Origin of the sequence: Bacillus horti, assembly GCF_030813115.1 — a bacterium.
Taxonomy (GTDB): domain Bacteria; phylum Bacillota; class Bacilli; order Caldalkalibacillales; family JCM-10596; genus Bacillus_CH; species Bacillus_CH horti.
The window spans coordinates 35,445-51,608 of record NZ_JAUSTY010000024.1 but is presented as its reverse complement, the minus strand read 5'-3'; the positions used below and the strand labels follow the sequence as shown (position 1 = coordinate 51,608).

The 16,164-nt window shown below is 40.0% G+C and carries 12 protein-coding genes; 5 read left to right on the top strand and 7 right to left on the bottom strand.

The genetic code is table 11. The annotated features are described in order from the left end of the window. Nucleotides 1–85: 85 nt before the first annotated feature. From J2S11_RS20050 to J2S11_RS20035, 4 genes are read right to left on the bottom strand one after another with little or no spacing between them, the layout of a single operon-like run. A complete protein-coding gene (locus J2S11_RS20050; RefSeq protein WP_307397659.1) occupies nucleotides 86–1,015 on the bottom strand; it encodes an RluA family pseudouridine synthase in 930 nt (309 codons plus the stop codon). 1 nt (nucleotide 1,016) lies between these two features. Continuing rightward, nucleotides 1,017–1,847: an NAD kinase gene (locus J2S11_RS20045; protein ID WP_307397657.1), complete on the bottom strand. Its 831-nt coding sequence runs from the start codon at nucleotides 1,845–1,847 to the stop codon at nucleotides 1,017–1,019. A gap of 21 nt (nucleotides 1,848–1,868) precedes the next feature. After that, nucleotides 1,869–2,525, bottom strand: a complete 657-nt coding sequence (yjbM, locus tag J2S11_RS20040) for a GTP diphosphokinase (protein ID WP_307397655.1) — start codon at nucleotides 2,523–2,525, stop codon at nucleotides 1,869–1,871. A 14-nt stretch (nucleotides 2,526–2,539) separates the two neighbouring features. Continuing rightward, the gene (locus J2S11_RS20035) at nucleotides 2,540–2,971 is read right to left on the bottom strand and encodes a UPF0738 family protein (protein WP_307397653.1); all 432 of its coding nucleotides are present in this window, start codon (nucleotides 2,969–2,971) and stop codon (nucleotides 2,540–2,542) included. 72 nt (nucleotides 2,972–3,043) lie between these two features. Here J2S11_RS20035 and J2S11_RS20030 point away from each other — a divergent pair, with 72 nt between their 5' ends. The 4 genes from J2S11_RS20030 to J2S11_RS20015 all read left to right on the top strand — a co-directional run bounded on the left by J2S11_RS20030 (nucleotide 3,044) and on the right by J2S11_RS20015 (nucleotide 8,573). Beyond that, nucleotides 3,044–3,427, top strand: coding sequence for a globin domain-containing protein (locus J2S11_RS20030; RefSeq protein WP_307397651.1), 384 nt, complete (start codon nucleotides 3,044–3,046; stop codon nucleotides 3,425–3,427). Between the two features lie 263 nt (nucleotides 3,428–3,690). Further along, nucleotides 3,691–5,283, top strand: coding sequence for a hypothetical protein (locus tag J2S11_RS20025; protein ID WP_307397649.1), 1,593 nt, complete (start codon nucleotides 3,691–3,693; stop codon nucleotides 5,281–5,283). Nucleotides 5,284–5,363: 80 nt separating this feature from the next. Further along, nucleotides 5,364–6,971 carry a hypothetical protein gene (locus J2S11_RS20020; RefSeq protein WP_307397647.1) on the top strand — a complete coding sequence of 536 codons (1,608 nt, stop codon included), beginning with the start codon at nucleotides 5,364–5,366 and terminating at the stop codon, nucleotides 6,969–6,971. Between the two features lie 30 nt (nucleotides 6,972–7,001). Beyond that, nucleotides 7,002–8,573, top strand: a complete 1,572-nt coding sequence (locus tag J2S11_RS20015) for a hypothetical protein (RefSeq protein ID WP_307397645.1) — start codon at nucleotides 7,002–7,004, stop codon at nucleotides 8,571–8,573. 64 nt (nucleotides 8,574–8,637) lie between these two features. On the opposite strand, the gene J2S11_RS20010 is transcribed toward J2S11_RS20015, so the two are convergent. After that, nucleotides 8,638–9,555, bottom strand: a complete 918-nt coding sequence (locus J2S11_RS20010; protein WP_307397643.1) for a carbohydrate kinase family protein — start codon at nucleotides 9,553–9,555, stop codon at nucleotides 8,638–8,640. A gap of 128 nt (nucleotides 9,556–9,683) precedes the next feature. Beyond that, a complete protein-coding gene (gene pepF / locus J2S11_RS20005) occupies nucleotides 9,684–11,507 on the bottom strand; it encodes an oligoendopeptidase F (protein WP_307397641.1) in 1,824 nt (607 codons plus the stop codon). Nucleotides 11,508–11,630: 123 nt separating this feature from the next. Between pepF and J2S11_RS20000 the strand changes: the two genes are divergently transcribed. Beyond that, nucleotides 11,631–12,215 (top strand): GNAT family N-acetyltransferase, encoded by a 585-nt coding sequence (locus J2S11_RS20000; RefSeq protein WP_307397640.1) that lies wholly within the window; start codon nucleotides 11,631–11,633, stop codon nucleotides 12,213–12,215. Between the two features lie 145 nt (nucleotides 12,216–12,360). On the opposite strand, the gene J2S11_RS19995 is transcribed toward J2S11_RS20000, so the two are convergent. Continuing rightward, nucleotides 12,361–16,101, bottom strand: coding sequence for a dynamin family protein (locus tag J2S11_RS19995; RefSeq protein ID WP_307397638.1), 3,741 nt, complete (start codon nucleotides 16,099–16,101; stop codon nucleotides 12,361–12,363). Nucleotides 16,102–16,164 lie beyond the last annotated feature (63 nt).

The window sequence follows — 16,164 nt, the reverse complement described above, 5'->3', positions numbered from 1 at the left end:
TCATACTAGCATTTAGCACTTAAGCAACAGGAGCATGAACATTTTGAATCAAAAATAACTCTCAGGTTTCCGGTAGACTAGTCCATTAAGGGCTAGTCTTTTTTTGTAACAACATTTCCATATCCTGTGCCAATGGAGCTTCATAAATCACTGTACTCTTACTTGCTGGATGCAGGAAGCTTGTATAATAGGCATGTAATGCCTGCCGCTGAATCTTGTCTCTTCTTCCCCCATACAAATCATCCCCTAGCAAGGGATGACCTATAGAGCTGAAATGAACTCTGATCTGATGAGTCCGACCTGTTTCAAGCTCGATCTCAACCCAAGTGTAATCTGCAAATCTTCTAAGGACCTTGAAATGAGTTATCGCGTGCTGTCCATCCTCACGAACCTCTCGGGTAATGATAGAGTCGGGGCTTCGACCGATAGGTGTATCAATTGTGCCTTTTTCCTGCTTAATTATTCCGTGGACACATGCGTAGTACTTCCTTTTCAGGGCTCCCTTCTTTTGCTCAATTGATAGCTGCTGATGACTGTATTTATTTTGAGCAATAAGGACAATACCTGATGTATCCTTATCAATCCGATTAACAGGATGAAACGTTTGCTGTAGTCCCTTCTGCTGCCAATAATAAAGCACTCCGTTAGCTAATGTCCCACTTAGATTTGAAAAAGTAGGATGTACACACATTCCGGGAGGCTTATTAATGAGCATGATATATTCGTCCTCAAACAAAATTTCAAGGGGGATAGGCTCTGGATGTAGGTAAGCACTCCCTTGCTCAACAGGATAAATGACCTCCACTTGATCCCCTTCCTTAACAACTGCCCGGACGGTAACACTTTGCCCGTTCAGCTTCAAGTCCCCTTTGTGCTTGATCTGACTCAAGCTCTTTCTAGAAAGCTGCTGATGTTCTAATAAAAACTCTCTCAGCAATCCTTCCTGCCCCTGCTTTACAGTGAAAGTGAGCTTGTGGTTATTTTGATTATTAGATTCCTTTATATTCTTATCCATACTATCCTCTGTTCTCTGATATAAAGGACTCCTTCACCCGTTTCCAAAAAGGAAAACGCTGATAGCGAGCGAAGCATACCTTTTCTGGAGCTACACGAAACACTATTTTATCTACATTTTGCTCCAAAAATGATAGATGATCTAATGTGATTTGATAAGATCGTTCATTAATGGGCTTTAACGTACATCTATGGTGCTCAGGAAAAATTAACGGTGAGCCAATCGTACGATAAACGCGGTTATTAATAGATGCCATTTCAGCCAACTGAATTGCCGGCAGAGCAGGATGTACAATTGCTCCACCTAAACTTTTGTTATACGCAGTACTTCCTGAAGGTGTTGAAATACATAAGCCATCCCCTCGGAAGGTCTCAAAATGCTCATCATTCACTTCAATATCCATTACTAAAGAGCCCTCAGACGTTTTCACTGTACATTCATTCAACGCTAAAAAACGCTCTTCCTTCTCATCCGTGTGGTGGATAATCACCTCTAACAATGGATAATAGACTGACTGGCCAGATAAACAGGACCCATCCTTTTGCTCTCCTGCTGAAGCCCCAATCAAACGAATAAGCATATCGATTTCATGCGGCTGCCAGTCAGCATAAAAGCCCAAGTGCCCAGTATGAATCCCAACAAATGAGGTTTGCTCTAAGCGATGAACATAGCGATGAAACGCCTCAAGTAGCGTTCCATCCCCTCCTACAGTAATGACAATATCCGGATTGTGTTCATCCTGTGTTAAATTTACTTGAGCTAAACGTTGATCCATTTCATTTTTCAATTGGTTTGATAATTCATCTCCACGAGATATTACAGCAAATTTCATAAGCGCCACCTATTTTGTTTCCTATTTTTGTTTCCCGTTATTTTCTCTAGCCTTTTTGGAGAATATCTTTTGAGCTTCCTGTATCTCATCCTTGATTTTAGACATCTCCTCATCAAGCAGGAACGCTGCCTCTGCCGAGCGCTGTAATCGTTTCTGAATCGGCATAGGAATCTCTCCACCATATTTATAATTTAAGGAATGCTCAATCGTAGCCCAAAAATTCATACTTAGCGTTCTGATCTGAATTTCAACAAGCAGATTTCTAGGACCCGAAACACTTTGAATTGGGTATTCAATAACATAATGATAGCTCCGATAACCGCTATGCTTCTGACTATGTACGTAATCCTTTTCGCCTAATACACGCATATCATTACGCTGTTTGATGAGCTGGACAACCGCATATATATCATCCACAAAGGGACAGATAATTCGAATCCCTGCTATATCCTTCATTCGGGTAAAAATCTCAGAGTTATCAATATTCTTCCGTGCCGCCTTCTGCAAAATACTTGGAACAGGCTTTACTCTTCCCATCACAAATTCAATGGGTGAATGGATGCCCATACTCACATATTCCTGCTTAATCCCTTTAAACTTTATTTTCAATTCCTCTACGGCCTGCTTAAAGGGGATAAGCTCTGCATTAAATTCAGCATTAAACTGATTATCATTCATCCCTTACTCCCCCGTTATGTATGATTGTTCAGCACCTGTTCGAAATGCTCCTCTACAAGCTCAGACATGTCCTCGCCGTAGTTTGCATTGTTTCTCATGTTCAAGATAAGATCCACAGCCTCTTTGCGAAAATCCTTAAGGATAAAGGATTTATGGGCTTCTCCGCTTTCGGTCACTGACGTCACGAGAAGAAAATCCTGCTCCTTCACTAGCGCCTGATCAACCGTTTTCCACAGTTCTATAGGAAAGCGAATGTACTCCCATCCCGAAGGTGTATCTATAATATAAACAAGCTGCTTCTTGTCTGAATCCATAAGCAGTCTTTTTTCCGGCTGCCACTCTTCTACCTCTTGGAGGCTATTGTAAACATCTGGCTTGAAATAGCATAAGCACAGCATGTTATTCTTCTCTTCTAGCTTTTCTATGATAAAATGTAAGTTACTCATAATGTATCCCTCCTACCGTTATTTTAGCAAAAAAATGTGGGGATTCATATGTTTAATGAAAGGAGCTTTATGATGAATACACCCGAAAATACATTATATATAAGAATGGGAGGAGAAGCTACTCTTCAGAAGCTTGTCACCCTTTTCTATGATAAAGTAGCCAAGCATCCAGATCTTGCCCCTATTTTTCCTGATGATCTAACGCTGACCGCAGAAAAACAGTATAAATTTCTATCCCAGTTTTTTGGCGGGCCCCCATTGTATAGCCAAGAGTATGGTCATCCTATGTTACGTGCTAGACATCTTCCCTTTGAAATTACACCTACTAGGGCCAAAGCATGGCTAGCCTGCATGCATGAAACCTTAGACCAGATGGAGCTTGATAAACAGGTAAAGGACGAGATGCTTTCTAGATTCACCACTACGGCTTACCATATGATGAATACTCCTGAATAGCTAACCGCTAACCAGCTAAAATATAATGATTGCTCAAACATGCTGAACAGCTGAATAGCGTGGCTAACAATATGAACACCCAGCTTTGATAGATCATACAAGCACCTTGTAGGTGCTTTTTTTGATAGAAGGGTTCGATGAAAACTTTTATTATGATATAATGACAGGTGTTGAATTTTGTCAGAACTACTTATTTCTTCATGCTTTTATATAAAAAATGATAGAGCCATTTAATAGCTCCTATAACTTGGGAAGGTGCTTTTATGAAATCACGAAAAACCACAGTTATTATTGTGCTTAGCTTAATTGGTCTATTGTTACTATTCAATGAAATGACAGGGACTAAAGATAGCAATTCATTTTATCAGCTTCAGATTACTTCAGAGGCTTCTATTGAACATACATATGAAGAAATGCTAAATCAGGCAGATCACTTTAATAGTCTTGCCTTTCCGACTTCTATTTCCGAGCAACAAGCAACGGACTGGATAACCAGTCAAAAGAGGACAAGGGAAAAAGAACTACATTCTAGAAAAGAAGTTCCTAGCCTATTCATTCGTTTAAATGATTCGTTGCAAACAGTAAGTGAAACTGGAAGCTACCATGAGCTTGATTTTGAATTTCAAGTTCCTCTTTTTCAGCTACTTCCCGAACAGCATATTCCTAATAGTATCGTCACGTTCCAGGCTGAGGGAGTGTGGCTAACCGATATAAATGGAGAAAAAGCGCTACATTTACATGGTTCTATCCCTGATACACTTGTCAATGAGCCTGTCAAATTACTATTTCCAGATAAGGAAGTAAACTTTGCTTCAAATTTCTCTCCATTATCTATTGTTTTATCAAGCGATCTTGATACTCCAGAGTTTCAGAGACAACACAATTTTAAAAATACATATTTAGTTAAGGAGAATGAGTCTATTCATTTTTTGTTAGAGACCTTACATTTTCCTTTAAAGGATGAATACCTGTCAGTCATGCTTCCAGCAGGCTCTAACAGCTATTTATCTTTCCGTTCAGATTTTGGATCTCTGGATCTTTCTGATGCCATTTCTGTTCCCTTGGATCAGACCCTTGGTGAAGAGTATCTTCATTCTGGTCGAGCTCTCACTATGAGTCCAAGACATCAGCTTAGCTTGGATCGTATTATTCAATACGATCAGTTTATTCTTTTTGAAGCTACCCCTCAACAAAGTATAGAGCATGAAATCTTAATATCTGCTAGATTTATTTGGTCAGATGGCAAAGAGCAGTATTTAGCGAATTCACTATATCCACTAGATCCAGCAAAACTAATGTTTATAACAGAAGGCGTACACTTGTTGGACTCAGTTGAGGATCTAACAATTCATAGCTTTGATGCGCATTTAATGTATGATTTTGAAATTAAGCTCCCGATAGCACAAATAGAGGAAGGTCATTTAGCGAGCTTTCTTGGGTGGTCATTCCATACTGATGGAATTGAATCTAGTACAAGTACTGCCCCCCCTAAAATTATACTTAGGAGCGAGAAACGAGAATTTGTTGCTCTGACTTCCTCCTTTACGATTCATCACTCTCACACAGATTTCTTTCGTCTAGAGGGAAAGTCGACATACGAAGAAGGTCTCCGGATAGTATACAGTGGAGGCTATGATTACAGGAATACTCCTGAAAAGCGATACACCTTAGATTTTACATATTCACATGCAGAAAAGGATGGAAAACGAATAAACAATTTTGCGGAAGCAAACATTGATTTCACAGAGTATGAGTTCCACCTTGTTTTACCTGAATTTTACACAGAAATCTCTTCAGAGGAAATCGACTATTCCCTTAATTTAAATAAATCGGGGAGATACTTCGAGCCAAGGTAGGCAATCATTATTACTAGGTTACAAAGGGAAAGCAGTACACGTATTACATAGACATATTACAACCAATGGAGGAATCTTAGATGAGATTGTCAAAGAAAACAACACTTATATTAATAGTTATTTTGGTCATAGGCGTACTTGTTATTAGTGAATTAACAACAAATAAAGAGAGTAATTCATACTATCAGCTTACAGCTACTCCAGCTGCTACTATTGAAAGCTCTTATCAAAATATATCCTTTGGCATACCCGAACACCTTAGCTATCCCACTGCTATGTCCCCACAGCAAGTTGCAGAATGGGAGGAAGAACAATTTAACTCACAAAATGATTTACAGAAAGAGCATAAGTCTGTACCGGAGGCTTTCACTCAAATTACTAGCTCCATTAGCAGGATAAATGAAGGAGGGAGGTACTTTCCTCTAGATTTTGAGTTTCCAGTTCCCGTTTACGACCTTATACCAAACTCACGGGGATACAGCATGCAAATAGACGTTATGTTTCATACAGAAGGATTTTGGCTTACAGATATGGATAGTCATTCACCAACCCTTCATTTACACGGGATTATTCCTGAAATAGATACGGAGCTAGCCGATCAAATTTTCGGAGCTGAGAATATTGTACATATTAGTCACTCTGCACTCCTTGACCTTAGCGTTTCCTATGGTAAGAGTAGCCAAGAATATTCTATCGATACTAGCTTTAGTGAATCCTACTTAGTGAAGGATGAAGAAGCGATATATTTTCTACTTGAAGCCAGTTACTTGCCTTTAAGAGGACGCTTTACAGCGGCCCTTCTTCCAACAGATTCGGATATAGCTATAGCCCTGAAAACCTCCTACGGTTCAAATAAGCAATCTGATCCAGTAGCTATTCCATTTGAGCTTACATTAGGAGAGGAATATCGTATGAATGGACGCACTTTGAGTATAAGTCCTTGGCATCGTATTCGTTTTGAAAAAATGATCGTTTATAAAGATTTTATTCTCTTTGAGGCTACCTCACATCAGAGCATCGAGCAAGAAATCTTGAGTTTTGCCGAGTTTAATTGGTCCCTTGAAGACCAAAATTATAGAGCCGATTTAATAACTTCTCAAGGTGAAGATTTAACAAAATTATTTTTTGTTACAGAAGTGAACCAAAGTATGGTATACGAAAATCTAGAAGAATTGATAATTAACAGTTATAGTTCTCACTTGTTACATGATATAGAGGTTAGGGTACCATTAGAAAAGCTTGAAGAAGGAGAGCTTGCCAGCTACCTCCATTGGATTTTTTATGTAGATGAGTTTATTGAAGGAGAACACGGAGATCTCCCTACTATTCGTATTCGATCTGAGAAAAAGGAGCTTGATTCTTTACCTACTTCCTATACTATTGAGCATTCTCATAACGGTTATTTCCTTCTAGAAGGAAAATCAAAGGAAGTTGAGGGCTCTAAAGTGGTGTTTTATGGAGCATTTTCTGATTTCAACATTTCCGAGAGTACTCGTACACTTAATTTCCAATACGCTCACTCCATTCAAGATGATCAATGGCTCCACGATAGCGATGTAGAGAATATTGACATTTCCAACTATGAATTCGATCTTATTCTACCCAGCTTCTTTACGCAAATTTATTCATATGAAGTCAATGAAACATTTAGAGTAGAGCCTACAGGGGTTTACTATGAACCGAGATAATTGAGAATATTCATAGAGGGAGGTGCTATGGTGAGAATCTCCAAAAAAGCTACTCTGTATATACTATTGGGATGTATCGTTGGTGTGTTTCTCGTTATTGAATTAACCAAAACAAATGATAATCACTCATTATTTCAGTTTACTGTTGCTCCTGAAGCTTCTATTCACCATCCATATCAGGACTTGCTGGAAACTTGGAACCCTTATCAAAGTATGTCGTTACCCACTGCTCTCACTCAAAGTGAAGTTCAAAAATGGGAGGCTTTTCATCAAGAGGATGAAAATATTGGGGATACAAAGGCAATTCCTGAAGCTTTAATTCAGATAAACGATTCCTTAAATACAGTTGGAGAAAATCCTAGCTATTTGGCTCTTGATTTTGATTTTAAAGTTCCACTCCGAGACCTCATACCCTATTCAGAAGATAACGTTGAACAAGATACTGTAACCTTTAAAACTGAAGGGGTATGGATAGCAAACCATGGTAGAGAAAAATCCTTATATCTTACGGGGAGCGTTCCTGATTTTGATCAAAAGTTTATAAATCAGCATTTTCATTCTCAAGATACTATTAGTTATATGAACTACTCACCCTTACATATTGTCCTTACACAAGGTCCAGGAGAAAGCTTTATGACAAGCGGATCTTCCTTCCAAACGACCTATTTAATCAGAGACGGAGAAAATATCTATTTTTTTCTTGAAACGAATAATTTTAGAGTAGATGCCCAATTAACTGCACCGCTTCAAGAAGAAATGGATATCTATTTAGAATTTCGATCCACATTTGATTTATCAACATCATCACCACTAGTTGTTCCATTAAAGCGCTCATTAGGTGAGGAATTTCAATTAAGTGGCAGAACCCTCAGTTTAAGCCCTGGATATAGAGTTCGCTTTGAAAAATTGCTTCGCTATGACGACTTTATTCTTTTTGAAGCTGCTTTTCAGCAAACGACGGAGCATGAAATCGTTAGCCATGCATATTTTGATTGGTCTACTGGAGATGAGACGTATAGAGCTGAATCGATCTATTCTCCTGATAAAGGAAAAATGTTATTTGTTACAAATGACAGACTCTCATTTGAGAATACAGATAACATTACAATTAAGACATTCACATCCAATTTCCACTATGATTTCGAAGCAAAAATACCTCTAGCTAAGCTTGAGCCTGGTCCTTTAATTAGCTTTCATGGATGGACTATTGAAGCTAATTACATTGAGAATTCTACTAACAGAGTCCCTAATATTTCTGTTAGTGCCAAACAAGAGGAGGTTCAGAAACCTCCTTCGAACTTTTCCATTAAATCAAGGTTCGGTAACAGTTTTCGCTTAGTAGGGAGTCCAAGCAAAAATGAACTGAACGATATTATTTATACTGCTTCCTATGACTCTTGGGAGGGACCAGAATCTCTCTATTTTAGGTTTTCTCCGGTTATAGATGAACATGGAAACATTGAAATAGAAGAACAAGATATTCAACTCGAAGATTATGAATTTGAGTTAATTCTTCCACCATTTTGGTCTGAATTTTCTTCTGATCAGGTTGATCTCTCATTAGGAGTAAGAAAAACAGGAAATTATTACGAACCAAGATAAATAAGATCCCCAACATTCCTTTAAACTAGGGAACATTGGGGATCTTTTTCCAATATTTAGTAGCTCAATACTCTTGTAATTTCTCCTGCAAATTCTGACAGGTGCTCTCAGTAGAAGAAATGGTCGCAGCAGCCACTCTTGTACCTTGAAGCACAGCATCCTCTAAGGATTGCCCTTTACTAAGGGCGGCTACAGTCCCAGCAAAGAAGGAATCCCCTGCCCCTGTAGTATCAACGACATCCGTTGGAATGGGAGCAACAAAGCCCTGATCCTTCGTTGTAGCATCTGCATAGAAGCAGCCTTTTTCACCCAAAGTGACAACAACCTGTTTCATACCTAGAGCCAGTAAAGCCTCTGCTGCCGCTCTCACCTGTATATCAGAGCCTAGAGATATTCCCGTGATTTTAGTGGCTTCGACATCATTACAGATGAAGCACTGCACATGCTGGAATAAATCCTTCCTTTTAAGGATTACAGCTAGATTTCCTGGAAGAGCATAGATCGGGCGCTCCATTTGCAGCGCCTTTTCAACCACAGCCTCTGCAATCCTTTCGGTTAGATCAATTTCTAACGCAACAGCAGAACTGGCCGCTACAAATTCGTCAACCTTACTTAGAATAGCTTCCTCCATATTGTCATGGGAAGGCATTTGGGAAATAGAACCAGCTAGATCCCCCTGCTCATTTAATATAGCCAGCCACATCCCCATCCCTTGCTCTACCTCTTGAACAAAGGATGTCTCAATGTCTTTTGCTTTCAGCCTTTCCATTACCTCTTGACCTAAAGCACTAGAATCTACTGTAGAAGCAAAGGCTGTTTTAACCTCAAGCTGAGCCATCGTTTCCACTATGTTTCGCCCAACGCCACCATGGTAAAAATGAACATTCCCTATATTGCGTCCACGAGGGTCATAGCTAAGTTGCGGAAAGCCTTTTATATCAACAAAAATGGTACCAATAACAACGACATCATAAGAGCTCATGAATCTCTCCTGTTCTTGATTGCTTTTTCATGGTTAGTGTATGGCTACCCATATAGATCAGTGACACTCAATAGCTGGACTTCGTTCGCCTATTCTACGTGTTACTGACCATTTAAAGGGATACTTTCCTATTTAAGATGCTGCTCAGCAAGCTCCTCAAATTGGTTAAGTGTATCTTCAAATACCTCTAATGCTTGACGGATCGGTTCAGGTGAAGTCATATCTACTCCAGCCTTTTTCAAAACCTCAATTGGATAATCAGAGCTTCCACTCTTCAAGAAGGACAGAAATCTGTCAACAGCAGGCTGCCCTTCCTCAAGGATTTGTTTGCTTAACGCTGTAGCGGCTGCAAAGCCAGTCGCATACTTATACACGTAGAAATTATAATAAAAATGAGGGATTCTAGACCATTCTAGTTCAATATCCTGATCAACGACCATATCTGGTCCAAAATACTTCACATTCAAATCATAGTACAGCTTGGATAAGGTTTCTGCCGTAAGTGCCTGACCCTGCTCCACCAGATTGTGAATAAGCATTTCAAACTCAGCAAACATCGTTTGACGGAATACAGTCGCTCTAAATGAATCAAGTAGGTGGTTCAGGATATACAGCTTTTTCTTTGGATCATCGGATTGTTTTAATAAATGATCGGTTAAAAGGGCTTCATTCAGCGTAGATGCAACCTCAGCCACAAAAATAGAATAGCCTGAGTAAATAAACGGCTGCTCTGCTCTTGAGTAGTAGCTGTGGGCAGAATGACCCATCTCATGTGTTAATGTGTACACATTATCAAGATTCTCCTGATAATTTAAAAGGATGTAAGGAGGAGTTCCAAACGTTCCACTTGAATACGCTCCACTTCTTTTTCCTTCATTTTCATACACATCAATCCAGCGATTTTGATACGCTTCTTCAACCACCTCAAGATAGTTCTCACCTAACGGATGTAGGGATTCTTTCACTACCTTTTTGGCATCCTCATACGAATACTTGATATCCGTATCCTTCACTAAAGGAACGTAGACATCAAATAGGTTTAACTCGTCTAGCTTCAATAGCTTCTTTCGTAAAGAAACATAGCGATGGAAAACTGGAAGATACTCATGCATTGTATCAATTAAGTTGGTATATACAGCCACTGGAACGTTATCCTTATGCACAGCAGCCTCTAAAGCTGATGGATATTTCCTAACCTTGGCATAGAAGATATCTCCCTTTACTTTAGCATTAAGGGTTGCAGCAAGCGTATTTTTCTGTTTTCTATAGGAAGAATACATCGCTTTAAACGCTTCTTCCCTTACCTCACGCTTCTCACTCTCCATAAAAGTGATATATCGACCATGAGTTAGCTCTTTTTCTTCCCCATTTTCATCCTTTACAGACGGAAATTTCATATCTGCGTTGTTGATCATGGAAAAGATCGTTGCTGGTGCTCCAGCTAAATCGCCTACTTGAGCAATAATAGCCTCCTCGGCACTAGATAATACATGATCTCGGTTTCGAGTCATCTCTGACAAATGCTGCTTATAAAGCTTTAAATCCTCATGTGAATCTAGAAATGAGTGTAGAGTGTCCTCACTAATGCTAAGAATTTCAGGCTCTATGAAGGAAAAAGCAGATAAAGTATCTACATTCAGGCTTTTTGCGCGATCCTCAAGCCCTACATAAGTAGAATTTGTGCTGTCTTGATCCTTTTTTAGATGAGCGTATAAATAAACTTTTCTGGCCTTTTGGGCAATCTCATCTCTAAGCGTAAGGGCTTGAAAAAGAGCGTCAGCTGAAGAGCCAAGTGTTCCTTCAAGCTCTTTAAATTTAGGTAGACTCCCACGCACATACTGGAACGTATCCTCCCACTCTTGGTCAGATTTAAAAACAAGAGTGAGATCCCATGTATGAGCTTGATCTACCTCAGATCTTTTAGGTAAACGATTTTGGTTTTGAGTTGTCACAGTTTAACCCCCTCAATTCAGTTCAATTACATACATCCTTTATTTTATAAGAAACAGCAAGGGTTTGAAATAGTTTTATTTAGGTAAACTAGATAAAGTAGCAAAAAGGAGGTTTTTTGACCGATGGGCTGGTATCAGAAGTTAAATCAATACTTTCCTGAGGAGGAAATGAAGAAAAAACAGCAGCTTGAGGATTTAGTGCGCCGTAATACTAATTATAAAAAAGCAGAAACGGAGCAATACATTCTGCTTTACGGTGAATATGAAGAGTTTGTATTTGTGGATTATGTGCTTGTAGATAAAAAAGCACGTGGTTTAGGCATTGGGAGCCATATTTTTGAAGAGCTGAAAGAGAAGGAAAAAGTGATTGTGCTAGAGGTAGAGCCTGTTGTTGAAAATGATCCTGATACGGCAAGACGTGAACAGTTCTATCTAGGAAATGGCTTTAAAAAGGCAGAAGACATTATCTACTACCGAGATGTAGGTGAGACGTCTGAGGAGCTAAATCAAATGGAGGTCTATTACTGGAGCCCACAAGGCTCTGAAAGCATGGAGGATATCCGTAATTACATGATTATAGTCTACGAGGATATCCATCATTTCCAATATGATGACTACTTTGATCGACAGACTCCTGACCCCGAAGAGCTTGTCCAGATTGAACAGTCTGATGATTCTCAAGGTATGGAACAACAACCACGAGCTTAAATGATGATCACAACTCGTTGCGTGTGTTAAACCGACTGCAATAATGCAGCGAGACACCGTACGTAGAGAGCTGTATAGATGAAAAAGGAATCCTCCATTAATAAACGCTTTGCGTTATGGAGGATTCCTTTTTGTATGATTCAAATTAATGGGCCGTCAGTAAAAGCCCACGATTTTCCAAGACCTTATCATATTCGCATATGATTTGCTCAAGCTCCTCAACCTTTACTTCACCTTTTAATACAGAGAGCTTTCCTTCTACAGCCGAATCGATTTCCTTCAGAACTTTTTGTTTGTAGCTCTGTTCCTCCTGCTGCCAAAGCTCATGGTAAAAGGATATAAAAGCTGTTGTTGCCTTATCGAGATATTGTTCAGCAACAGGCTGGACTTTCTGCTCCAGCTCCTCTCGTAGCTTCGTTCTCCCTTCTCCCTCAAAAAACTGCTTTCCTGATTTAAAGTGACGTAAAAGCTCCTTTTTATCCTGCTCAGAAAAAGCAGGTAAAGCTTCTGGAATCATTGGTAAACCTGACTCCTCTACCTTAAAGGTCAAGTTAGATAAAACTATTCCATCTTGAATGACATTCTTCATTCCTTCCTCATAGGAGCGCTGAAGTAGCTTTTGGATAAAGCCCTCCATCCTCAAACTAGTTGCCTTCAGCTCATCCTTTAGCTGAAATAGAATGGAATGCATACACTCTTCAAGAGATGTAAGGAGCAGCTGTTGATTAACATTTTTCCCTGATAAAATACTTGGATGGAACGCCTCCTGCTGATGCTCTGATAGCTTAAAGAGCAGCCTTTGCTTAATATGATGGGCATGCTCCTTCATTTCCTGCTCTAGTTCATTTCTATAGCTATCATAGGATCTTTCGCCGATTTTAAGCTTCCACTCCTTACTTTGTTCAAGGAGCTTTTTCATTTCCTGCTCTTTGTCCGCTTGATTTTTGTTCAGATCACGCTTAAGCTCATGAAGCCACTTACTTCCATAGCTTACATCTCTCTGAGCCGAATCAAGCAGTAATTGAGTTAAATCCTGCTGCACAAAACCATAGAACGAACGAATGAATTCCTCCATTCCTTCATCCCTATGTCCCTGTAACACACGTAGGCTTGAAGCTGGATAAATCTTCGGAAATCGGATGCCCGAACGCAACAAATTATCCTGAACGTGCTCTACAACCGTCGTTAGTTCTTCATCTGAATCTGCCAGATCTGCTGCATTCACGATAAAAAACATTTTATCTAAATCAAACTGGTCCTTCACACGCCCAAGCTGATCAAGAAATTGCCTATCCGCTCGGCTAAACGCATGATTGTAGTAAGTGACATAGATAATTACATCGGCATGCTTAATATAATTAAACGTTACGTTTGTATGTCTTGAATAAATGGAATCTGCTCCAGGAGTATCAATAATTTCAATACCCTGTGCGGTAAAAGCATTAGCGTGATAAAGCTGGATGCTTTCCACAAAACAAGCACGCTCCTCAACCGCCACATACGCTGAATAATCCTCTTGCCCAACCGAAAACTCTGTACCTAGATGTTCTTCAGCCTCCTGCCAGCCCTTGAGTGTAGCAGTTAAAAACGTAAAATACGGCTTTAAGCTCGTTCTAAGAGAATGTGGATCAATCGTTCTAACGCTTTGCAAGCTATTTAGCATATTCTCTTTTACAGGTAGCTGTAGACGCTCAAGAGCCGTCCTAATCTCCTCTTCGATTTGCTCTTTCCGCTTCATTCGTATGACAGCTGTGCCAGAGGGATGATCCTCTGTTGGAGGAAGCACCTGATTAATAGCTGCCGTTGTTGGGTTAGGCGAAACAGGTAGCACATGCTCACCTAATAAAGCGTTAGCAAAGGAGCTTTTCCCCGCACTGAAGGCTCCGAACAAACAAACGGTAAAACGATTCTCTTTCAAACGGACTGCCTTTTCTTCCATGTCTCTAACAAGAGTACTAGCAGATGAAATGCGCTGTAAAATACCTTTTGTATCCGTTAGCAGCATGGCTGCTTGCTCAAGCAGCTTAGCTGAGTTTAAGCTAGACATGTTTTCTACAGCCGTGCCCAGTTTGATAGGAGGGGCATCAGCATCCGCGCCTAAGCTAGAATCAGCTCCAATTTCTTTCGTTTCGTTTAATCCCTCTTTTTGTTCTCCTTCTAGACTCCCAGTCTTGATATTCGGCTGAACATCTCTCTCATTAGCCTTAGATACTGCCATAGACTTTTGTGCAGCCTGTAAGACTGTTTGAAGATCAGGTTCCTTACTCTGAGTAGCCTGAAGCTTCTGTATCCTTTGAACAAGAACTGCAATTTGCTGCTGAACCTGCTCCTCCTGCTTCGATAGCTCATCCTCCAGCTTTTTCATATGATTATATTGCTCTAGCTGATCCTGATAAGGAGCATAAGCTTCGGCATGCTGCTGCATGAGATATTCCTGACCCTTTCCTATCTCCTTTTCGAGCTGAACTAGGGTTAAGCGCTTAATTTCCTGAACGACTTCCTTCGTATACGTATACACATATTCCTGTGATACCACACCCTCTTGGACCTTGGAGGAAAGGACTTGCTCTGTAAAAGGAACCTTCCAATCCATAAATTCAATAAGCAGCTTTTGGTCCTGAATCCCTAAACGCTCTGCTGCTCGCTTAAGCAGCTCCTTGACATGCCATTCAATCTGACTTTCAATTCGGTTTGATACATCAATAAATAGGTCATCTAGACGCTGTTTTCTTTCTTGCTCTGTCTTTTTTCCTGCAAATAAAACGCCGACCTTAAAATTCCTTTGCCTGCTTTCGATATATTTCTGAGCTAGCTGAGTCGTCACATAAGGTGTAATGATCGCATTATCTATGAGCTTTGCTGCTTCTTTACGTACCTCTGTTTTCCAAGCTTCAGCTGCCTCAGAGGAATTCACATAAGCATTGAACCAATTGGACTGCTGCTCCCAGTTTAGATCATGCTTCAGTTGAACAATAAGCTCTACTTTTTCCTGAGCGTCTTCTAAGGTTTGCTCCTGGATTATCTGCTCATGCTCCTTCAATACAGCCTGTATATTAGCCATAGCATGCCACATAATCAGCTCTTTTTTATTCGCCTTCATATAATCGAATAAATGGTTTACTTGTTCGAATTGATTCAGCGGGTGACTTGGATGCTTCATTGAAGCGTAGAGGATTGCATCCACTTGAATCCCCCACTCCTTTAAGCCGCCCTTTAGTTTGCTTTGAAACCCTTCAAAGGAAAGCTCCTCCTCGCGATGTTTATCCACCTGATTAATGATAAACACTAGCGTTTTCCCTTTTTCCTTCAGTGTTCGTATAAATTCAAAATTCATTTCCGATTGGACATGATTATAATCCGTAACAAAGAAAACAATGTCAGCTAAGTGTAAGGCTGCTTCGGTAGCCTCCTGATGAGCGTCATCTGTTGAATCAATACCTGGTGTATCTAGTAATTGCAGGCCTCCCTCAAGCAAAGGCTCCGAGTCAAAAATTTCTACTCGTTCAACCTCCTGCCCATTTTTACAGTAGCTCTTCCACTGCTCAATTTGGTCCACATCAATTTGTAGCTTCTCTCCGTCCGTCATGTGTATGACAGCTCGGGGCTCCCCAAAGCGAATTTGCACTAGGTTTGCACTTGTTGGAATAGGGCTTGCAGGTAAAAGCGGCTTACCTACTAGACGATTAATCATCGTTGATTTACCCGCTGAAAAATGCCCACAGAAGCCGATATTAAGAAATTGATCCCTCAATTTATCCAAGATTTCTTCCAGTTTTATTACCGTTTTCTCATCGCCAGCCGCCTTCATTTGTTCTGTTATGGTCAGTAACGTTTCCTTCAGTTTCCCAGAACTGGTTTCTTCAAAAGCTCCGTTGTTTTCTGTCATGTCTAATCACCTATCTCTTATCTCTTATCTCTTATCTCTTATCTCTTATCTCTTATCTCTTAT